This is a genomic window from Actinoplanes sp. NPDC021490 (assembly GCF_055562135.1).
On sequence record NZ_JBVHFW010000001.1, the window covers coordinates 896173 to 914441 of the forward strand.

Annotated in this window: 22 protein-coding genes and 1 tRNA gene; 9 read left to right on the forward strand and 14 right to left on the reverse strand. The window is 68.0% G+C overall.

Going from position 1 to position 18269, the window contains the following annotated elements:
* Positions 1-3: 3 nt before the first annotated feature.
* Together ACZ3I4_RS04210 and ACZ3I4_RS04215 are read right to left on the reverse strand one after the other, a co-directional pair.
* Positions 4-813 carry a hypothetical protein gene (locus ACZ3I4_RS04210; protein WP_465380359.1) on the reverse strand — a complete coding sequence of 270 codons (810 nt, stop codon included), beginning with the start codon at positions 811-813 and terminating at the stop codon, positions 4-6.
* 89 nt (positions 814-902) lie between these two features.
* Complete coding sequence (locus tag ACZ3I4_RS04215) at positions 903-1589, reverse strand: aggregation-promoting factor C-terminal-like domain-containing protein (RefSeq protein ID WP_465380360.1); 687 nt, start codon at positions 1587-1589, stop codon at positions 903-905.
* A 112-nt stretch (positions 1590-1701) separates the two neighbouring features.
* On the opposite strand from ACZ3I4_RS04215, the gene ACZ3I4_RS04220 reads away from it, so the two are divergent.
* Entirely contained in the window at positions 1702-2181 is a 480-nt protein-coding gene (locus tag ACZ3I4_RS04220; protein WP_465380361.1) for a VOC family protein, read from the forward strand.
* Here the strand turns inward: ACZ3I4_RS04220 and ACZ3I4_RS04225 are convergent.
* Entirely contained in the window at positions 2136-2681 is a 546-nt protein-coding gene (locus tag ACZ3I4_RS04225) for a hypothetical protein (RefSeq protein ID WP_465380362.1), read from the reverse strand. The two genes, ACZ3I4_RS04220 and ACZ3I4_RS04225, sit on opposite strands and share 46 nt — an antisense overlap.
* Positions 2682-2752: 71 nt before the next feature.
* Here ACZ3I4_RS04225 and ACZ3I4_RS04230 point away from each other — a divergent pair, with 71 nt between their 5' ends.
* Positions 2753-3319: a TetR/AcrR family transcriptional regulator gene (locus ACZ3I4_RS04230; protein ID WP_465380363.1), complete on the forward strand. Its 567-nt coding sequence runs from the start codon at positions 2753-2755 to the stop codon at positions 3317-3319.
* Here the strand turns inward: ACZ3I4_RS04230 and ACZ3I4_RS04235 are convergent.
* Positions 3309-4040, reverse strand: a complete 732-nt coding sequence (locus tag ACZ3I4_RS04235; RefSeq protein ID WP_465380364.1) for a class I SAM-dependent methyltransferase — start codon at positions 4038-4040, stop codon at positions 3309-3311. The two genes, ACZ3I4_RS04230 and ACZ3I4_RS04235, sit on opposite strands and share 11 nt — an antisense overlap.
* A gap of 43 nt (positions 4041-4083) precedes the next feature.
* Positions 4084-4881 (reverse strand): S-methyl-5'-thioadenosine phosphorylase, encoded by a 798-nt coding sequence (locus ACZ3I4_RS04240; protein ID WP_465380365.1) that lies wholly within the window; start codon positions 4879-4881, stop codon positions 4084-4086.
* Positions 4882-4949: 68 nt separating this feature from the next.
* Between ACZ3I4_RS04240 and ACZ3I4_RS04245 the strand changes: the two genes are divergently transcribed.
* The gene (locus tag ACZ3I4_RS04245) at positions 4950-5543 is read left to right on the forward strand and encodes a YqgE/AlgH family protein (RefSeq protein ID WP_465380366.1); all 594 of its coding nucleotides are present in this window, start codon (positions 4950-4952) and stop codon (positions 5541-5543) included.
* A gap of 101 nt (positions 5544-5644) precedes the next feature.
* Positions 5645-5720: transfer RNA gene (locus ACZ3I4_RS04250), tRNA-Ala, on the forward strand.
* Between the two features lie 58 nt (positions 5721-5778).
* Here ACZ3I4_RS04250 and ACZ3I4_RS04255 read toward each other — a convergent pair.
* Both ACZ3I4_RS04255 and ACZ3I4_RS04260 read right to left on the reverse strand, forming a co-directional pair.
* A complete protein-coding gene (locus tag ACZ3I4_RS04255; protein WP_465380367.1) occupies positions 5779-5910 on the reverse strand; it encodes an integrase in 132 nt (43 codons plus the stop codon).
* A gap of 251 nt (positions 5911-6161) precedes the next feature.
* Positions 6162-6908, reverse strand: coding sequence for a HEPN domain-containing protein (locus ACZ3I4_RS04260; protein WP_465380368.1), 747 nt, complete (start codon positions 6906-6908; stop codon positions 6162-6164).
* A 1346-nt stretch (positions 6909-8254) separates the two neighbouring features.
* Here ACZ3I4_RS04260 and ACZ3I4_RS04265 point away from each other — a divergent pair.
* From ACZ3I4_RS04265 to ACZ3I4_RS04280, 4 genes are all read left to right on the forward strand, one after another.
* Positions 8255-8998, forward strand: coding sequence for a hypothetical protein (locus ACZ3I4_RS04265; protein WP_465380369.1), 744 nt, complete (start codon positions 8255-8257; stop codon positions 8996-8998).
* Positions 8998-9342, forward strand: coding sequence for a winged helix-turn-helix domain-containing protein (locus ACZ3I4_RS04270; RefSeq protein ID WP_465380461.1), 345 nt, complete (start codon positions 8998-9000; stop codon positions 9340-9342). The genes ACZ3I4_RS04265 and ACZ3I4_RS04270 overlap by 1 nt, the downstream gene beginning before the upstream one ends.
* A 159-nt stretch (positions 9343-9501) precedes the next feature.
* Complete coding sequence (locus tag ACZ3I4_RS04275; RefSeq protein ID WP_465380370.1) at positions 9502-10236, forward strand: hypothetical protein; 735 nt, start codon at positions 9502-9504, stop codon at positions 10234-10236.
* A 58-nt stretch (positions 10237-10294) separates the two neighbouring features.
* Complete coding sequence (locus ACZ3I4_RS04280) at positions 10295-10879, forward strand: 3'-5' exonuclease (protein ID WP_465380371.1); 585 nt, start codon at positions 10295-10297, stop codon at positions 10877-10879.
* Positions 10880-10908: 29 nt separating this feature from the next.
* Here the strand turns inward: ACZ3I4_RS04280 and ACZ3I4_RS04285 are convergent, their stop codons facing one another.
* The 6 genes from ACZ3I4_RS04285 to ACZ3I4_RS04310 all read right to left on the reverse strand — a co-directional run bounded on the left by ACZ3I4_RS04285 (position 10909) and on the right by ACZ3I4_RS04310 (position 16615).
* Positions 10909-11505, reverse strand: a complete 597-nt coding sequence (locus tag ACZ3I4_RS04285) for a type II secretion system protein (RefSeq protein WP_465380372.1) — start codon at positions 11503-11505, stop codon at positions 10909-10911.
* Positions 11502-13031 carry a hypothetical protein gene (locus tag ACZ3I4_RS04290; RefSeq protein WP_465380373.1) on the reverse strand — a complete coding sequence of 510 codons (1530 nt, stop codon included), beginning with the start codon at positions 13029-13031 and terminating at the stop codon, positions 11502-11504. The genes ACZ3I4_RS04285 and ACZ3I4_RS04290 overlap by 4 nt, the downstream gene beginning before the upstream one ends.
* Entirely contained in the window at positions 13028-13624 is a 597-nt protein-coding gene (locus tag ACZ3I4_RS04295; RefSeq protein ID WP_465380374.1) for a PulJ/GspJ family protein, read from the reverse strand. Before ACZ3I4_RS04295 ends, ACZ3I4_RS04290 begins: the two co-directional genes overlap by 4 nt.
* Before the next feature lie 80 nt (positions 13625-13704).
* Complete coding sequence (locus tag ACZ3I4_RS04300; protein WP_465380375.1) at positions 13705-15675, reverse strand: ATP-binding protein; 1971 nt, start codon at positions 15673-15675, stop codon at positions 13705-13707.
* Between the two features lie 44 nt (positions 15676-15719).
* Positions 15720-16178 carry a response regulator gene (locus tag ACZ3I4_RS04305; protein WP_465380376.1) on the reverse strand — a complete coding sequence of 153 codons (459 nt, stop codon included), beginning with the start codon at positions 16176-16178 and terminating at the stop codon, positions 15720-15722.
* 47 nt (positions 16179-16225) lie between these two features.
* Positions 16226-16615 carry a response regulator transcription factor gene (locus tag ACZ3I4_RS04310; RefSeq protein WP_465380377.1) on the reverse strand — a complete coding sequence of 130 codons (390 nt, stop codon included), beginning with the start codon at positions 16613-16615 and terminating at the stop codon, positions 16226-16228.
* A gap of 121 nt (positions 16616-16736) precedes the next feature.
* Here ACZ3I4_RS04310 and ACZ3I4_RS04315 point away from each other — a divergent pair, with 121 nt between their 5' ends.
* A complete protein-coding gene (locus ACZ3I4_RS04315) occupies positions 16737-17582 on the forward strand; it encodes an LLM class flavin-dependent oxidoreductase (protein ID WP_465380378.1) in 846 nt (281 codons plus the stop codon).
* Here the strand turns inward: ACZ3I4_RS04315 and ACZ3I4_RS04320 are convergent.
* On the reverse strand, positions 17576-18229 hold the full coding sequence (locus ACZ3I4_RS04320; RefSeq protein WP_465380379.1) for a GntR family transcriptional regulator: 654 nt from the start codon (positions 18227-18229) through the stop codon (positions 17576-17578). The two genes, ACZ3I4_RS04315 and ACZ3I4_RS04320, sit on opposite strands and share 7 nt — an antisense overlap.
* Positions 18230-18269 lie beyond the last annotated feature (40 nt).

Below are 18269 nucleotides of genomic sequence, written 5' to 3' on the forward strand. Positions count from 1 at the left end.
GGTTCACCGAGCGTCGGGGCCGTGCTGGGCGGCCAGGACACCCCGCGCCTGCCCGGCCGTGATCAGAGCCAGCGCGATGACGCTCAGGACGATGAAGACGAGCCAGCCCGTGTTCCACGGATCGAGCCCGGTGTCGAACACCGAAACGACCGGCAAGGACCACACCACGGTCGGTACGGCCACCTCGCGGGCGTCCTCGACACGCATGAGGAAGTCGGCCTTCAGCGTGCCCTCGTCGTCGGCCACCACCGGGTGGGTGAGCACGTGGCGCAGTTGGACGGCCGTACCGACCGCGACCCCGCACAGGCCGATGAGCAGGATGACCGCCGCGTATCTTTCGGCGCCGTCCCGCATGGTCAAGGCCGCGATCGCCAGCACTGCGGCGCCCGCGTACGTGACCGCCAGCAGCGCGGCCCGCGGCACGCCGAGCACGGTTCGCCAGCCGGGCCGTACGGAATGGGTCGCCCGTCGCGGCAACTCCGCGCCGGCCTGCTGGTCGACCCGGCGCACCCACCGGTCCACCAGCGACAGACCCAGCACCAACCCGGCCACCAGGGCAGTCAGCGCCACCAGTGCCGCGCGCCCCTGCGTCCCGAACCCGTCATCCGTAGGGCGGATCGGCAGGGCGGAGACGTAGACGAGGGCGGTTGCGCAGAGGAACGCGGCCGGGAGGAGGGCCGCGGCCACCCGCGCGCGTCGCCGCACCGACAGGCGCGCCGCCAGCATCGGTGTCGGCGTGACGTCGGCCAGGCCGCGCGCGGCCAGCCACAGACGGGCTATCTCGAGCTCTGTCGGACGCACCTTCCGCGGCATGACTGCCTCCCGGCTTGTCGCAAGTCTTGTCCCAAGATAGTGAGACAAGGATTGCGACAAGTCAACCGGGAGCCCTGAGATGAGGCGATTCAGTAGTTGCCGTTGTCCTGGAAGTGGCCCCACGCCCCGCACGGGGTGTCGTAGCGGCCCTTCACGTAGCCCAGGCCCCACTTGATCTGCGTGGCCGGGTTGGTCTTCCAGTCGTCGCCGGCCGAGGCCATTTTCTTTCCGGGCAGGGCCTGCGGGATTCCGTACGCGCCCGAGCTCTTGTTTTCGGCCTTGTAGTTCCAGCCGCTCTCGTGCTTCCACAGCTTGTCGAGACAGGGGAACTCGGCGATCGGGAAGCCCTTGTCGAGCATCAGGGCGCAGCCGATTTTGCGGCTTCCGGAGTATTCGTTGCAGGAGGACGGAATCGGGCCGCTGTACGGGACGGGGCCGCTCGCCTCCTCCTTCTTGCGCTCGGCGGCGGCCTTCTTCTGGGCGGCCACCTTCGTCTCGAGTTTGTGGGCCCGGCCGGCGGCGGCCCGGGCGGCGGTGGCGGCCTTGGCGGCGGCGGCGCCCTCGGCCTGACGCTGCCAGGCCCGGGCGGCGGCGTTCTGGCTCTGGTGCTGCTTGAGCAGCCGCATGTCGAGGTCGGCCTGCGCGGCGTTGGCGATCGACGTCTCGACGGGCTCGGATTGCCAGTCCTGGCCCAGGTAGATGCCCCCGATGAGGCCCGCCACCAGTAGTCCGACCGACACGGCGCGTACCGAAACCCGGCTCCAGAGCCGATTCACGAGCGTCCCTTTCGCCGCCTGCACGGAAGATTGCTCGGAACACATTGGCGCACCGCGACCCGGAAGGCAACAGCGGTCGGAAAATGACCGCTACAGCGGCAATACTCGGTCCATGAAGATTCCCGAGGGTAAGCACGCGGTGACTCCCTATGTGGCAGCCAAGGGGGCCGAGCGGTTCCTCGCTTTCGTCGAGGCGGCTTTCGTGACCGAGCCCGCCCGGAAAGTGTTCAATCCGGACGGAACAATCGGTCACTCCGAAGTCACTATCGGCAATTCGGTGGTGATGGCGTTCGATGCGGATCCGGATTGGCCGGATATGCCAGCATTGTTGTCGGTCTATGTGGAGGATGTCGACGAGACGTTCGCGCGGGCGGTCGGGGCCGGGGCCGCGGTGGTGACCGAGCCTTTCACCTCGCGCATCGTCGGCGACCGCGGCGGACGCCTGCGCGATCCGGTCGGCAACATCTGGTGGGTGCAGACGCACCTCGCGGAACCCGATCTGACCGCTTTCGAAGACCCGGAGGAACTGCGGATCATGCAGGAAGCTCAGCGGTCCTTCGCCGGCGAGATGGGCCGGCGCACGAACGTGTAGCTGAACGCGACGATCCCGTCGATGACCAGCACGATCGTCCACACCCAGACCACGCCCCACAGCCCGCTGGTCCGGCTCGGATCGCCGACTAGCAACGCGAAAAGGCCGAGGATCAGACCCGCGATCCCGTACGCGAGAAGGTGCCGAAGCCACATGCGGCGCTCGTACGCGGCGTGTTCGCGGCCGCCCCGGGGTGGCTTGACCGGCGGCGGCCCGCCCGCGAAACGGTGGGCGAACCGCTGGTCGGCCCAGCTCAGCATGCGATGGCCGAACGCGACCGACACGCCCAGATAGACGGCGGCGAGCGCATGCGCCAGTTCGGCCTCGCCGCCGCGCCGCAGGTCGAACACCGAGAAGGCCAGCAGCGCCACGTCGACCAGCGGCACCGACACGAGCAGGGCCGCGCTGAGGGCCCGTGCCTTCAGCAGGTAGCGCGCGGCCAGCCCGGCGACGAGCAGAACCCAGAAGCCGATCTCGCAGGCGACGATCGCGACGATCATGGCTGCCCCCGTCCAGTTAAAAAACACGATTGTGCCATAACCTTTGTAACACAGTCGTGCGATGATCGGGTGTGCCAAAAATCGTCGACCATGCCGTACGCCGTAGAGAGCTGGCCGCCGCGGTCGGGCGCGTCATCGCGCGCGACGGGGTGGCCGACGTGTCGATCCGCTCGGTCGCCGCCGAATCGGGCTGGTCGTCGGGCGCGCTGCGGCACTACTTCGCGACCCGCGGCGAGCTGCTGGCCTTCGCTTGCGAGCAGGTCATCGACCAGGTCACCGAGCGCATCGAACAGATGCCGCAGGCGGAGGGCGTACGGGAAGCGGTGTTGCAGATCTTGCTGGAGACCATGCCGGTGGACGAGCGACGCAAGGCCGAGGCGACGATCGCCTTCTCGTTCCTCGCGCTCGGTCTCGGCGACCCCGCGCTGGCCGAGGTGCAAAAGAAGCAGTTCACGCTGATGTACGAGTTGTGCCGGAACCTCGCGGCCGGCCTGACCCCGGACGGGGACGTCGAGGCGACCGCGCGGCGCCTGCACGCCGTGGTCGACGGGCTGAGCCTGCACGTGCTGGCCGGCCACCTGACACCGGCGGAGATGGTCGGGCAGCTGGGCGATTACCTCGACGAGGTCATGGCTTGACCCAGGTGGCAATGATCTTGCCGCTCTCGTTGGTGAACGGGGTGCGGGCCCACGAGTCCCAGCGGTGCTCCGGCCGCAGCCCGGCTATCCGGGCCATCAGGTCCATCTCGGCCGGCCACAGATAGCGGAACGGCACCGACCAGAACTCGCCGCGGCCGTCCTCGTGCAGGCTCACGTAATTGGAGGCCATGCCCTGGGTGGCGACCTCGTAGCTGTCGAAGCCCCAGCGCGACGGCGTCACCGTGAACGGCACCAGCGTCTGGCCGGCCGGCAACTTCCTCAGTTCGGGGATCATGACCTCGACCAGGAACCGGCCGCCGGGGCGCAGATGGGCGGCGGCGTTGACGAAACAGTCGACCTGCGCGTCCTGCGTGGTCACGTTCATGATCGTGTTGAAGACGAGGTAGACCAGATCGAAGCGGCCCTCGACCCGCGTCGTCGTGAAGTCGCCGATCGCCGCCTCGAGGCCCGGCGACTTGGCGTGCAGGCGGGCGACCATCGCGCGCGACATGTCGATGCCGCGCACGGAGACGCCCCGCTCGGCCAGCGGGACGGCGACACGCCCGGTGCCGATCGCGAACTCGAGCGCGCTGCCGCCGGTCGCCAGATCGGCTAGAACGTCAACGGTCTGCGCGACCACCAGCGGGTCGAACTCCGTGCCGGTCGCGTCGTCATACGTACGGGCAACTGCTTCATCGAAGTAACCGTCGGCGTCGTCCATGGCCCGGACGCTATCGGGGCCCTGTGACACTTTCGAGCGCTTTTCAGGGCAGCTCGATCGGCAACTTCAGACCGTCCAGCGCCGACGCGCACGGGCACGTCCGCTCCCGCGGCAGCCGGGTCACAGCATCCAGCAGTACGCCCCGCAGCCGCGCCGTGTTCTCGGCGAACACCCCGAAGACCTCCTCCTGGGTGACGCCGTGCTCGCCCTCGACCCCCGCGTCCAGGTCGGTGACCAGCGCGATCGACGTGTAGCAGAGCCCCAGCTCGCGGGCCAGCACCGCCTCGGGATGACCGGTCATGTTGACGACCGCGCCGCCGATCGCCGTAAACCAGCGGGACTCGGCCCGGGTCGAGAAACGCGGCCCCTCGACCACAACCATCGTGCCGCCGTCGACCGCGGCGACCGGCTCGGCCGCGGCCAGCACGGCGCGCCGGCCGTGCGAGCAATACGGATCGGCGAAATTCACGTGCACGGCGCCGGTGTCGTAGTACGTCTGCGCGCGCCCGCTCGTACGGTCGATCAGCTGGTCGGGCACCACGAACGTGCCCGGGCCGAGCTCGGGACGCAGACCCCCGACGGCGCAGGGCGCCACGATCTGCCGTACGCCCAAAGCGCGCAGCGCCCAGAGATTGGCCTGGTAGGGAATCTTGTGCGGCGGGTAGCGGTGATCGCGCCCGTGCCGCGGCAGGAACGCCACGCGACGGTCACCCACCTGGGCGACAGTGATCGGATCGGAGGGCGCACCGTAGGGCGTGGACACCTCGTGCTCGGAGGCGCCGTCCAGGAGGGCATAGAGGCCCGATCCGCCGATGACGCCGATCTCGGCCGCTGGGTTCATGGGCAGACCTTATCGGGGGCCCGAATCTCGGGCTAATGTGCCAAGCATGGCGTTGCTGGGGACGGCGTATGTATAGCGAGGGCCAGCGGATCGGAGGCCGGTCGATGGAGTCGATGACCGGCCGGCTCCTGGTGGCGACACCAACCCTCAAAGATCCGAATTTCGACCGTACGGTCGTGCTGCTGGTCGCCCACGAGACGGGCGGCGCTCTCGGCGTGGTGCTGAACCGCGCAACCGAGGTGCCGGTCGCCGACGTGCTGGGCGGCTGGGGCGAGCTGGCCGGCGATCCGGCCGTGCTCTTCGAGGGCGGCCCGGTGCAGCCCGAGTCGGCGATCTGCCTGGCCCGCACCCGCCCCGAGGTGAAAAAGCGGGTGTCCGGCTTCCACCAGGTCTCGGGCGCGGTCGGCACGGTCGACCTCTCGGCCGACCCGGAACGCCTGCGCGAGAGCGTCGCCGGCATCCGCGTGTTCGCCGGCTACTCCGGCTGGTCCGCGGGCCAGCTGGAGGAGGAGATCGCCTCCGGCTCCTGGTTCCTGCTCGACGCCCTGCCCGGCGACCCGTTCATGACCCGCCCCGACGACCTGTGGGCCATGGTCCTGCGCCGCCAGGGCGACATCCTGGCCGCGGTGGCCCACTTCCCGCCCGACCCGGCCCTCAACTGAGCCGGCCCGGGCCTGCCCCTCGCGAACTGAGGGGGTCCCTTCGGGGGCGGCTCGGAGGTGTGTAGTATTTCTTCCGTGCCCGGGCGAACCGGGGACGGCAAGGGGCTGTGGCGCAGCTGGTAGCGCACCACACTGGCAGTGTGGGGGTCAGGGGTTCGAGTCCCCTCAGCTCCACCAGGAGATATGGCCCGGACCTCGGTCCGGGCCTTTCCCTTTGTGCCAGATACATGCCAGATCACTCGTTGCCCTTGGTGCGCGCTTCCACGATCAGCAGGTTGAGCGCGGTAGCGATGGCTTCATCTCGGGCACGACTCGCGTGCTGGTAGATCATCGCCGCCCGGGTGCTGGAATGACCGATGCGTGCCATCAACTCTTTGTGCGTCGCGCCGCTCTGCGCAGCCAGATGCTCCCTGTGCGGCGAAGGTCGTGGAGGTGGAGGTCGGTCTCCTTCGGGATTCTGGCCTTTTGAGCGCGGCATGCCAGATCCGGTTGAAGTTGCGGCGAAGAGGTATGCCCCCGTGCGGGCCGACAAAGACGCGGCCGGTAGGGCCGGGTTGGGCGTAGCGCTCAAGGTCGGAACAGTGCCATGTCAACCATGCCTTGACACCGGGCAGTCTCCTAAATGGCAACCCCGGTGTCGGCGCGATCTGCCCACCTGCTCTCGCCAGTGACCTGCTCAATCACTTCGCCGACTGCGGCATCGGTTTGAGCGACCAAGTAAGCTATCAAATTGTAGAACTCGCGAACATTCTTCTTCACTACTGCCTGCCCCGGCGAGTAGCGGTGTGCGATTACATTGCGCATATCGATGTATTGGTCAAGGGTGCGCTTGGACCGATCCGGGCTGTACGGCAATTCCCAGCTATCGGAAATATTGACTATTCCGACGGAATCCAAAAAGAGCCTATTGACCTGTTCTGACTTGGGCGTAGCAAATGAATAATTTCTTTTTTGCATAAGCTTGGGCTGCCGGGCGATAAGATAGTCTCGCCACCCATCATCGGCCAGTATCCAGGGGCCGAGGTCGCCCATTCCCCTAAGGTCCTTCGTGACGCTCTTCAGGAGCGGTTCCGGAAGATTCTTCCAACTTGGGGCGAACTTGACCAGGGTGGTAAGGCTCTCGTCGGCCAGGTCCTCACAATAGGCCTCCCACATGGCGGAAATAAGCACAATAACGGCTTTGTTTACCACATGCATCTTCTTAGATATGACCGGGACGCCTGCCTTGCTTACCGCTTGATGAAGGGCGTAGAAATCCCTCATGTCTTGACTGTTCTCTACAAATCGGTAACAGGCGGCACTGACGGGGATTCCGAGCCTCTTCGTGGTCGGTGTGTCGATCAATGCTGATACGGTCTCGGTCACCCCAGCAGCGTGCTGCCTCCTGGAAAAGATCGCAACCTTGATACGGAAAGGGCGCCCATGCGGCAAAAGTGCGGTCCTGTCGACGCCGCGTTAGTTGTTGCATGGCCGCGAGGTGCGGCAAACGGGCCCGAGACTCAAGACCGCGCCTTAGTGGCTGAGGCCAACTCTTGGATCGCACGAGCAACTTCGAGCAGGGCGTAGGCCACTGCCGCGAGTCCTTCGCCGATCGCGTCTGTCTGCATGTCCTCGCCAGACTGCCCGGCGGCCCGGCCGGCTGTCTCTGCAGCTATGTCCTCGTAGACACTCATGGTAGTTAATCAACCACGGTTGCAGCGGTTCGGGTGGCTAGTCTGCCGGCCCAAGTTTGATGTCGACGCCCAATGTCCCTGTGGCGTGAGTGTCTAACTGGGTGACAATCGCCAGCAACGACGCCGGACGCCCGTGGACCACTGCGGACTCATGAGCGCAGGTCCTCGACCTGTTGACCAAGCTCATTCAAGATCATAAGTTGCCTGGGGGTCAAGGAGTCGGACAAGGGGTCCGTGCCGGAGTCCGGCAGCGCGGGGATGATCCCTAACGACGTAAGTTTCAAGATCTTTGTCAATGAGTGAACCGGCTAGCTCGGCACAACGTGTAGAAGCCAAAGCACACACTTCCAGCGGGGATCATCACGAGAGGGGCAGGCTATGACTAGGTACAGAAGCCCCAGATTCTTCAAGGCCATCCAGAACTTCCAGCAATGGTGTCGCGTTCACCCTGAGCTCTGAACTCAGCACATTTCGGGCCAAGATTGCTCAGTCAAGGTTCACGTTCGACACGCTGAAGAGTTTTCTCGGTAATCCCTACGGTCAGTTTCTAATGGGCTTGCTAGTCAACACTGTGTACGACTTGATCAAGTCTTGGCTTGGGCTTTCTTGACTGGAGCTGGCCCGGCGCGATTTTTCTATCCGGGGGAGCTGGTGAGGCGGGTCGGCACGGCGCTCGATAATCGTTCCTTTGAGACGAGTCGGCCGCCGTGCCAAACCTTGACACGGAAGCGTCGGAAGGTTCGCCGCGTGCCAGATTCGTGCCAGGACGGCCGGTCATCGGCGGGACGTGGCGGGGAACTGCGGCAAATCCAACCGAGTATGGCCAGGTGAGGTACTTGCAGCTCAACCAAGATCGACGATGACCCCCTGGCAGTGTGGGGGTCAGGGGTTCGAGTCCCCTCAGCTCCACCCTTGTAGAGCGCTCGGACATTGTTCGGGCGCTTTTTTCGTTCGCCCTCCGATGCGCCGCAGTGGCCTCCTTGTGCTCATCTTGTTGGTAATGCAAACTTGTGTGCACTACACACGCGGAGGTGTGCGATGACCGAGGCTTCCGAAGCCGGCGCCACGCAGCCGGCGGCTCTGCTGGATCAGCTTGCGGAGCTTCGGCGCACGGTGCGAAGGGATCGGCGGGCGTACGGCGTTCCGTTGCTGGCCTTCGGGATCCTGGCGCTGGCGGCAACGCCGCTCTATCTCGACTCCACCGGGCCGGACGCTCTGCGGGCCCCGGCCGGAAACCCGCCCCTGGCCGGCCTCGGTGGCGATCTGCTGGAGCGTTCCGGCGCCCTCGGCTGGTACTGGCTGGCCGCCCTGATTCTGGGCTATGTCGGCACGCTGTGGTGGCATCGCCGGCACGCGCTCAAGGTCGGCGTTCAGACCTCGACCCGGAAATATCTCGTGGCCGGGGTGGCCGGAGTCGTCGGCGGCCTGGTGCTCGGCCCGGTGCTCCAATGGCTGGCCACCGGCACGTCCACATCGGTGTCGGAGGCGGCCCGATTCCTGCTACGCCCGGTGTACGCATTGCTCAACCTCGGCCTCATCCCGATCCTGGTGATCGCGGTCGGCGTGCTGGTGCTGGCCCGCGTCGAACGCAGCGGCCTGCTGACCGTGACGGCGGCGACTCTGGCCGTCCTGCTGGTGGCTTCGGTGGCGTACGTGAACCTGGTGCCCTTCGGCGACGCCTTTCCCCGGTGGGGGTACGTTCCGACCGTGCTACTGCCTGCTCTGGTCCTGATCGTCGCCGGCGCCACCGCTGCGGGGCGGGCGCGCCGGAAGGCCTCGTGATCCCGTCCGACGCCACCGAGGCCGATGATCGCCCGCATCCCACCAACGTTCTCGACGACACCGTCCACCAGCGGCACCGGCTGGGGATTCTGACTATCTGCGCGGAAGCGGAGCGCGTCGATTTCACCTACCTGCGGGACACGCTCAACTTGACCGGCGGCAACCTGTCGCGGCACCTCGCGGTCCTCGAGGGAGCGGGCCTCGTCGAGGTGACCAAGGGGCACGAGGGACGCCGCCCGCGAACCTGGCTCGCCATCACTCCCGGCGGGCGCACCGCTCTCGAGACGGAGTTGCGCGCCCTGGAGGAACTGCTGTCACGCCATCGGAGAAACCGCGCCCAGTAATGCATCGCGACGGCCACCCAGGTTTGGGGGTGCCCTCGGATGATCGGCGGCCGTGAATATCTGATCGGGCCACTGCGCGGTGTCGGGGAGTGTCGTTGGGTTTCGGTGCGGCCGATTTCCGGCGCTTCCGGCGTTGGGGGCAAGATGAAGGACGGTGGTGTGCCGCCGATCGGGGACGAACCCGAGCCGGCGAGCAAGACACCCCGGTGGCCCTACGCTGTGCTCCTGCTGGCCGTGCTCGTGCTCGGCGGCGGGGTGTGGACGGCGTACGACCGCGGGATGATCCTCGAGGATTCGGGGGTCGGCGCCTGCGAGGCGATGCGGGGCGGATCCACGACGTTCCGGATTGACCCGGCCAAGGGCAAGCCGATGACCGAGGACGAGTATCGCCGCGCGCGGCAGGTGTTCGCCGACTCGCGGCACGAAGACCTGCGGGAGCACGGCACCAGGGTGATGGACATCGCCTGGCGCATGTCACAGACCGAGGGCAAGGACAGCCTCCTGTACGCGCAACCGCTGGTCACCCAGGTGCTCGGGCTGGAATCCGCCTGCGCCGACCAGGGCATCTTCCTGCCGATCGACGCGGCCGGGGAGCCGCCGCCCGGAAAGGCAGTGGCCGAACCGGCGAGCGCAGAACGAATCGCGACCTGCGCCCAGATCTTCCGGAACGGGCAACTGATCGCCAAGGGGTTCAACGGGACCTGCGGCGGCGCCGGTGGCCGGGTGCAGGTGGTGCCGGCGCTCGGTTGCACGGACGGCCGGGTCCTCTATCGGGTGGCCTCGTCGACCGGGGCGCGCGGCGGCTGGGGTTTCGCGGGCGCCAAATATCAGGCTGTGGGCGAGGCGACCAGCGATCCGGCCTATTCGGTCGCGGTCCGGAAGTGTCTCGGCTGACAAATTGAGGCGGACCAGAAAGATGAGGCGGACCAGAAAGATCCAGTAGCGTCGAGCCGTGATCATCGTCTTTGACCTGGAGTTCACTACCTGGGACGGTGCGCAGGATCGGGGCTGGTCCGGGGCCGGCGAGTTCCGCGAGATCGTGCAGTTCGGCGCGCTGCGGCTCGACTCCACCGGTCTCGAGGTCGAGGGCGAGTTCGACCGGCTGGTGCGCCCGGTCCGCAACCCGGAGTTGTCGCCGTTCTTCCAGGAGCTGACCGGCATCAGCCAGGCCGACGTCGACACGCACGGCGTCCCGTTCCTGACGGCCCTCGACGAGTTCCTCGATTTCTGCGACGACAACTACGTTCTCTCGTACGGCAATGACATGGTCGTTGTCGGCGAAAACCTCGTCCTGCAGGTCCCCGGGGGCAGCGCACCCAAGCGGAGCCTGCCCCCGTTCATCAACATCCGCCCGTACGTCAACACCCTGCTCCCGGCCACCCGAGCCGAGTCGGCGGGCCGGCTGTCGTTCGCCGCCGGCCTGACGGGCACAGTGGACCGCGAGCACAACGCCCTGGCCGACTGCTATTCGATCACCGAGGTCCTGCGCTATCTGCGCAAGCAGGGTCACCCGGTGATCAGTGCCGAGATCGGCTAGAGGCCTGGAGGGAGGGTGAGGTTACCCGGTCACCAGATCGGGTCGTCCAGGCTGGATTCGGCCAGCATGGTGGTCACGTACTGGCACTGCCGACCGGCGCAGTCGGGGGCGGTCCAGGTGATCGCGATGACGATGCGGAACATTTCGACGCGGGTCGTTCGCAGCGCGGTGGGCACCACGACGCAGTCGCCGCCGGTCTTCGCCTGCCAGCAGCGTCCCACGTACCACCAGCGCTGATAGGGGACCGAGTCCTGGGTCAGTTGGATGGTCTCCGGGGTCGTCGGCAGACCCTGCACCGAGACCGGCGTCGGCAGGGACGGGTCCTGCCAGGCCTGCTCGGTGCGAGCCGGGTCCAGATGGACGGCGGCGGCCGGCGCCTGCCACTGCCCCTGCACCGCTGTCTGGGTGCGGCCGAGCAGCACGTTCTCGCCCGGGAGCTGGCTGACATAGTCCAGCGAATTGGCCGCCAGCTGCGACGCGACCTGCACGTCGGCCTGGCGGTGCTGGACGGTCGACGTGCGGATGAAGAACAGGGCCAGGGCGGCCATGACGACGCCCACGATGCCGAGCGCGACCATCGTCTCCAGCAGGGTGAAGCCCTCATCGCTCGCGCGGCGGGGGCTCATCGCTCGATCACCCCGGTCAGGCCGGACGTGCTGACCGGTGGGACGGCGTTCCATTTCTGCAGGTAGTCGCCGCTGCAGGCGGTCAAGCCGATCCAGTCGGCCTGCACCGGGTTGCCGGGGGCGGGCAGAGGGGCCAGGCACTGACCGGTCCAGCCGCCGGTGCCTTCGATACGGTACTTCTCGTCGTACGTGGCCGCCTTGTCGCCTCGAATGAGCCAGATGTAATCGGCCGCGGCCATGGCCGCATTGGCCGGGCAGGTGACGACCGTGACCCTGGTCTGGCCGGCGGCCGGAGCCCTGAGGCACATCCTCGTGACGTTGTCGGTCTTCGTCACGTAGACCAGGCCCTTGGTGCCGTAGCCGGGGAGCGTCCACACCTGATTCCAGACCTGACTCATGTCCCGGAACTCGATGCTGGGCGACTGCTTGCACGGGAAGGCCCAGTTCAGCCCGGCGCTGTAGTTGTAGTCCATGCACTTGCCGAACTGGCGGAAGTTGACCAGCTGACCGGATTCCGGCCCGGCGGCGCCCGATCCGGCGTCGGCGGTGATGTTCCACGACTGGTAGTCGGTGGTGGTCAGGCCGCACCGGCGGGAGTTGTCGTTGTTCAGCCCTCCGGTCGTGTTGTTGAGCACGATCTGCTGGCTCGAAGGCACGATGTTCCAGCAGTAGACGTTGAGGTTGCGCCCGTCGGTGGTGCCTCGCAGGTTGCTGGCCGAGTCGAAGCTCCACTGCTGATGGGTCAGCGTGGTGAGGCCGCATTCGCGCAGTTCGACGCGTTGCCCGATTGCCTGCGTAGTGCCCGCCTGGGCGCAGAGCCCGCGGGGATAGAGCGACGGGTTCGCGGTCATCAGCTTGATCGTGATGTCAGACATGTAGCCGAACTTCTGCTTGCCGACCGTGGTGCCGTCCGCGTTCGTCGTGCAGACCGACATGGTCAGGGGCGAGCCGATGGTGGGAGTGTTGGCGGTCAGGCAATAGTCCTGAGTGGCCGAGGGGGTGCGATAGACCCGGATCTGCCCGCCGGGCATGTTGCCGGCTGCCCGCAGCCGGAACTGGTACGTGCCAACCAGGGTGCGCCGGTACTTCCCGTCGGATGAGGTGCCCTCGGAGATCAGGCGCGCGTATCGCGGCGTCTCCGGCATCGTGGTGGCGCAGGCGACCCCGTGAGCCCGCACCCAGGCCTCGTCCTGGTGGCCCGGATCGGTGTCGAGATACCAGATGGTGGTGGCATAGCTGCCCGCTTTCGCGCCGGCCGTGCCGGTCACCTGGCCCGCGCCCGTCGTGCAGGGGAGCGCGGTGAGGAGACCGGCGTTACCGGCGCTCACCGCGGCGCGCAGCGAGGCCAGGCCGCTGGCCAGTCCGGTGCGGGCCGATTGCAGCGCCGTCGTGCGGCTGACGGCCGCGCGGGTGTCCTGCTCGCCCCGCGTGACCGTGGTCGCCGTCAGGATGGTCAGACCGAGTCCGACGATCACCACCAGCATGGCCAGGGGCATGGAGCCGTCGTCGCGGCGCGGTGTCCTCACGGCCGGCTCATGCCGGTGCAGACGCCGCCGCTCACGGTCGTCAGCGTGGTGTTGAGGGCGGTGAACGAGAAGGTCGAACGGCGAGGGGCCTGCGACGAGGTGCTCGGGGAACTGACCGTGACGTCGACGGTCAGGCGCTGGTGGGGGTAGCCGCTGGTGCTCGCCGGTTGCAGCGTGAACGGCCGGCTTCCGCCGAGCGACGAGGCGACCGTCACCCAGCCGCCGATCGGCTGGTCCGCGGGCATCGTCCGCTGCTGCAGCACGCCCGACGTCGTGTTCAGCCGGAGTTGGGTGCACACCGCGGTGCCGTCGGTGTCCGTGGACCATTCCACGTACCATCCGCCGGTCGTCGTGGCGGCGGTGTTCGGCTGACTGATCGCGCCGGCGTACCGGATCGACCGGTCGAGTTGCTGAAAGGCCGACTGCAACTGGACCATGGCTTGGGACAGCACCTCGTTGCGGTTGCTGAAGCGGTACATCTGCACGACGGCGGTCGTTACCATCGCCATCACCACCGATGTCACGCCCATCGCGACCATGACCTCGACGAGCGTCACACCGGCGTCGCGATCAGGCTTGCCTTTCGCTCCCAAGGTTCCTCCACCACTGTCGCCGGTCCTACCAGATAAATCGGCGGTTTGCGGCCGTTCATTAGGACGCGAGGCGGCTCGGCTCAGGCCGACACGGGCAGGGTGAAGGTCATCTGGGAGCCGCCCTCGTTGCCGGGGGTGGCTTCGATTGTGCCGCCGTGGCGTTCGACTATTCGTTTGCAGATGGCCAGGCCCAGGCCGGTTCCGATGAAGCCCTGGGCGACATGGGCGCGGTGGAAGTTCTGGAAGATGGCCTCGTGCTGGCCCGTCGGGATGCCGATGCCGTTGTCCGACACCGAGATGCGGACGAAGCCGTCGCCGGCCACCTGGGCCCGGATGACGATCTGCGGGACCACGCCGGGGGCGGTGTATTTGATGGCGTTGCCGATCAGGTTTTCCAGCAGTTGGCGGGTGAGCAGCGGGTCGGCGCGCACCAGGGTCAGGTCTTCCAGGTCGAAGCGGGGCATGGGGGCGCCGATGCTGGCGGCGTGGTCGAGGCGGCCGGTGGCGATGTCGCGGACGACCGCGTCGAGGTCGACGGGGACCGGGTCGAGGCCGGCGTCGCGGGCGGTCGTGTAGGCCAGCAGGCCGTCGATCAGGCAGCGCATGCGTTCGGAGGCGCGGCGGATGCGGATCACGCTGTCCACGGAGAAGTCGTTGTCCTGGTCGATCTCGCCGGCCAGCACCTCGGACCAGCCCTCGATGGTGGCCAGCGGGTTCATCAGGTCGTGGGCGACCACGCCGGCGAACGAGGTCAGCTCGTCGCGGTGCCGGCGGTCGGCGGTCACGTCGTGAAAGACGACCAGCGCCTCCCGGCTGTTGGGCAGCACGCGGCCGTTGACGTGGATGACACGGCCGCCGGGGGTGGCCGCGTTGCGGATCATCAGGTCGGACGGCTCGAACGTGCCGGCCAGGATGCGCTGGTGCGGTGCTTCGCCGTCGGCCAGCGGTGAGCCGTCGGCGCGGGCCAGGCCGTAGAAACCCGGTTCCTTGACGTACGAGGTGCCGCTGGTGATGCCGATGAGCCGGCCCGCGGCCGCGTTGGCCAGGCGGTGGTGGCCGGTCTCGTCGATGACGACGAGCCCCTCCTGCATCGAGTCGATGATGGTGGCCATGGTGGTGGCGTGCTGGACCGCCGCCTCCTCCGAGGCGCGCAGCCGGGCCACCAGGGCGGCCCGCTCGTCGCGGCCCAGCGCCAGCACGAGCCCGACGACGGCCACCGTGGCCACGAAGAGCTGTGCCACCAGGGCCCGCAGCGGGTGCGACGTGATGGCCGCGAACGGGCCGGTGCCGTGGAGGGTGAGGATGATCGCCGAGCCGCCGAAGATCAGCGAGTGGACGACCACGGACGAGGTGCGCAGCCGTACGCCGGCCCACACGGTGAACGTGATCAGAGTGAACGCCAGCGGCAGCCCGTGGGTGATCCCGAAGACCAGCAGGTAGGCCAGCGCGGAGGCCGCGGCCACACCGATGTGCTCGATGCGGCAGGGCGCGCCCAACTCCTTCCACCGGGTCCAGAGCCGGCCCGGCCGCAGCAGCAGGTGCAGGGCCATGCCGACGACGACGATGCTGACCGTGTTGCGGGCCAGCCACACCACCGCGGACACCGGCGAGTGGACGCCGTGCACGAGCCACAGCCCGGCCGCGCCCAGGCCCGCGCCGGCCGCGCTGCTCAAGAGCGCGGCGAGCAGGAACCGCCACAGCTGAGGTATGCGGCTGATGGTTTCGCCACCCGGCGCCCAGAGCGTGGGCAACCAGCGGCGGAGGAGCCAGACCAGCCCGTACGCCTGAACGAGGTTGGCGACCGCGAAGAAGCCGGCCATCGCCGCGCCCGACCCGGTGGCCAGGTTGACGCCGACGGTGATCGCCAGCAGGGCGGCCGGGTCGGCCCAGCGCCACCGGGAGCGCGGCTGCCCGGCGAACCAGACCGCCAGCACGCCCGCCGCCGGCCAGACCAGGCTCAGGTTGGTCTGGTCGAGCACGGTCAGCCGGCCCGCGTACGTGGCGATCACGTACAGCGCGGCGAAACCGAGCGTGCGCAGCAGGGGAGACACGAAGTGACGTTCGGCAACGGACGCCCGTATCTGAGGAACGCCCGTCACCGCCCGGCGGAAAGGAGAAGCCAGCTGACCCGGCGCATCATCTCGCGCGTGCTGAACGGCTTGGGCAGGTAGTCGTCGGCGCCCGCGGCGAAACCGAGTTCGAGGTCGGTGGGCCGGCCGTTGCCGCTGATCATGAGAACCGGGATCTCGGCCGTGGCCGGGCTCTCGTGCAGGCGGTTGCAGACGGTGAGACCGTCGATCTGCGGCATGGTGACGTCCAGGATGATCACGCGGGGGCGGCGCTCGATGGCCAGGCTCAGCGCCGACCGGCCGTTGTCCGCGGTCATCGTGCGGTATCCGGCCACCTGCAGGCGGTATTCGATGACGTCGCGCACGTCGTCATCGTCATCGGCGATGAGAACACTGGGTGACAGCGGCGCCATGATCGGCCTGGAGGAGAGCGCGCGGGTGAAGGCGTCGGTTTCTTCGATCGGCGGTGCGAGAAGCGCGGTCATTTCGGTTGTACCTCCTGGTTCGGAAACGGTCGGCGGGGCTGAGCGGTTCAGTTCGGGGCGAAGCCGCGCTCGGTGATGAGGTCGCGCAGTTCGGCCACCAGACGCCGCGGGGACAGCGGTTTGGGCAGGTAGCGGTCGGCGCCGGAGCTCAGGCCGGCGTCGATGTCGAACATGTGGGCGTGCGCCGAGATCATCAGGATCGCGGTGTCGCGGGAGGCCGGGTCGCGCCGGGCGAGCTGGCACAACTCCATGCCGTTGAGAGCGGGCATCCGGACGTCGGTGATCAGGGCGGCCGGCCGGGCGACGGTGAGGATGCGCGCTGCCGTGTGCCCGTCCTTGGCCGCCACCGCCCGGAACCCGGCGGATTCCAGGGTCACGGTCAGCAAGTCGCGGATGTCGGGGTCGTCCTCGGCGACGAGGACCAGATTGGGGGTCACGCCTCGTCCATCGGCGCGGCCGGTGCCAACGCGAGGAAGATCACGGTTGCCGCCGGGTTGCTAATTCGCCCGGCGCGAAAAGGTCTGGGCAACCACGCGAGTCGCGGGCCAGGATCGGCGCATGGTCACCTTCGCGCTGCAAGCCCTGCCCGACACCGCCGCCGGCTGGCTCGACACCGCCCGCCGGGCCGAGGCGGCCGGGTTCGAGTCGCTCTATGTCGCCGACCACCCGGGTTCGTGCGCCGCCCCGTTCGTCGCGCTGGCCGCGGCGGCCGCGGTGACCTCACGGATCCGTCTGGGCTCGTACGTCTCGAACGCGGGCGTACGCGAGCCGATGCTTCTCGCCTCGGACGTGGCCACGCTCGACGTCGTCTCGGGCGGGCGCGCCGTGCTGGGGCTGGGCGCCGGGCACACGCCGGCCGAGTGGGCGGCGGTCGGGCGGGTGCGGCCGGACGTGCGGGGGCGGATCGACCACTGCATCGCGGTCGCCGAGGCGGCCGTCCGGATGCTCGCCGGTGAAGGTCTGAAGCAGCCGCGGCCCGTACAGGAGAAGGTTCCTCTGCTGATCGGGGGCGGGAACAGCCGGCTGCTGCGCTGGGCGTCCCGCAACGCCGACCTGATCGGCCTGTCCGGGCTGGGCCGGACGCTGGAGGACGGCCACATGCACGAGGCGCGGTGGCGGAGCGACCAGATCGACGCCCAGATCGAGCTCTGCGGCGAAAAGCCGGCCGAGGCGCTGGTGCAGCGGTTCGAGGTCACCGACGACGCCGGTGCCGCCTACGCCGCGTACGCCAAAGAAAGCGACGAGGACGAGCAGGCGGTGACCACCTGCCCGTACGTATTCGCCGGAACGCTCGACGAGATCGCGGCCAAGCTGCGCGACGTGGAGAACCGGTGGGGGATCACCCGGTTCGCCGTACGCCGCGACGCCATCGACGGCGTCACGCAGCTGCTGCGACGCTACTGATCGACGAAGATCTCGCGCTCGACCTGGGTGCGGTAGTCGACGTAGATCTGCCGGTAGCGCGCCAGCGCCCCATCGCGGTCGCCCTCCTCGAGCAGCCGCAGGATCGCGTCGTGGCCCTCGATCCAGCTGGTCCAGAGGTCGCTCTCGGCCGTCATGGCCAGGATGCGCATCGTGCGCGCGACCACCAGGTCCACCATGGATTGAAGCTCGCGGTTGCCGCTGGCCAGGATGATGATCGTGCTGAAGTCGGCGCCGGCCGCCCCGGCCGCGAGCACGTTGCCCGCGGCCAGCGCGTCGATGAACTCCTTCTGGCGCTGGCGCAGCAGCCCGATGTGGGTGTCGGTCAGATTGTCGACCCCCCACTCGAAGCCGGCGCAGGCCAGCACGCTCATCACATCGATCAGCTCGAGCGCGTTCTTCTGAGTGACCTTGGTGACGTGCCGCGTGCGGTTGGGCGCGATGTCGATCAGGCCCTCGACGCTGAGCTGGGCTATCGCTTCTCGTACGGGCGTGATGCTGACTCCCAGGCGCGCGGCGAGCTCGGCGTCCTTGATGAGCGTGCCGGGGGGCAGCTCGCCGGTGACGATCTCGTTGCGCAGCTGACGGACGACCGCCGCGGTACGGGTCGGTGGGACCGCGTATGACATACGGGCAGCGTACTCAGGGTGACAATGGAGTGTCGTGCCA

Excerpts from the sequence above, each read along its gene's own strand:
- ACZ3I4_RS04210 (WP_465380359.1), bottom strand. The coding sequence starts at position 813 with ATGCCGCGGAAGGTGCGTCCGACAGAGCTCGAGATAGCCCGTCTGTGG.
- ACZ3I4_RS04220 (WP_465380361.1), top strand. The coding sequence starts at position 1,702 with ATGAAGATTCCCGAGGGTAAGCACGCGGTGACTCCCTATGTGGCAGCC.
- ACZ3I4_RS04225 (WP_465380362.1), bottom strand. The coding sequence starts at position 2,681 with ATGATCGTCGCGATCGTCGCCTGCGAGATCGGCTTCTGGGTTCTGCTC.
- ACZ3I4_RS04235 (WP_465380364.1), bottom strand. The coding sequence starts at position 4,040 with ATGGACGACGCCGACGGTTACTTCGATGAAGCAGTTGCCCGTACGTAT.
- ACZ3I4_RS04240 (WP_465380365.1), bottom strand. The coding sequence starts at position 4,881 with ATGAACCCAGCGGCCGAGATCGGCGTCATCGGCGGATCGGGCCTCTAT.
- ACZ3I4_RS04245 (WP_465380366.1), top strand. The coding sequence starts at position 4,950 with ATGTATAGCGAGGGCCAGCGGATCGGAGGCCGGTCGATGGAGTCGATG.
- ACZ3I4_RS04255 (WP_465380367.1), bottom strand. The coding sequence starts at position 5,910 with ATGGCACGCATCGGTCATTCCAGCACCCGGGCGGCGATGATCTACCAG.
- ACZ3I4_RS04265 (WP_465380369.1), top strand. The coding sequence starts at position 8,255 with ATGACCGAGGCTTCCGAAGCCGGCGCCACGCAGCCGGCGGCTCTGCTG.
- ACZ3I4_RS04285 (WP_465380372.1), bottom strand. The coding sequence starts at position 11,505 with ATGAGCCCCCGCCGCGCGAGCGATGAGGGCTTCACCCTGCTGGAGACG.
- ACZ3I4_RS04305 (WP_465380376.1), bottom strand. The coding sequence starts at position 16,178 with ATGACCGCGCTTCTCGCACCGCCGATCGAAGAAACCGACGCCTTCACC.
- ACZ3I4_RS04315 (WP_465380378.1), top strand. The coding sequence starts at position 16,737 with ATGGTCACCTTCGCGCTGCAAGCCCTGCCCGACACCGCCGCCGGCTGG.
- ACZ3I4_RS04320 (WP_465380379.1), bottom strand. The coding sequence starts at position 18,229 with ATGTCATACGCGGTCCCACCGACCCGTACCGCGGCGGTCGTCCGTCAG.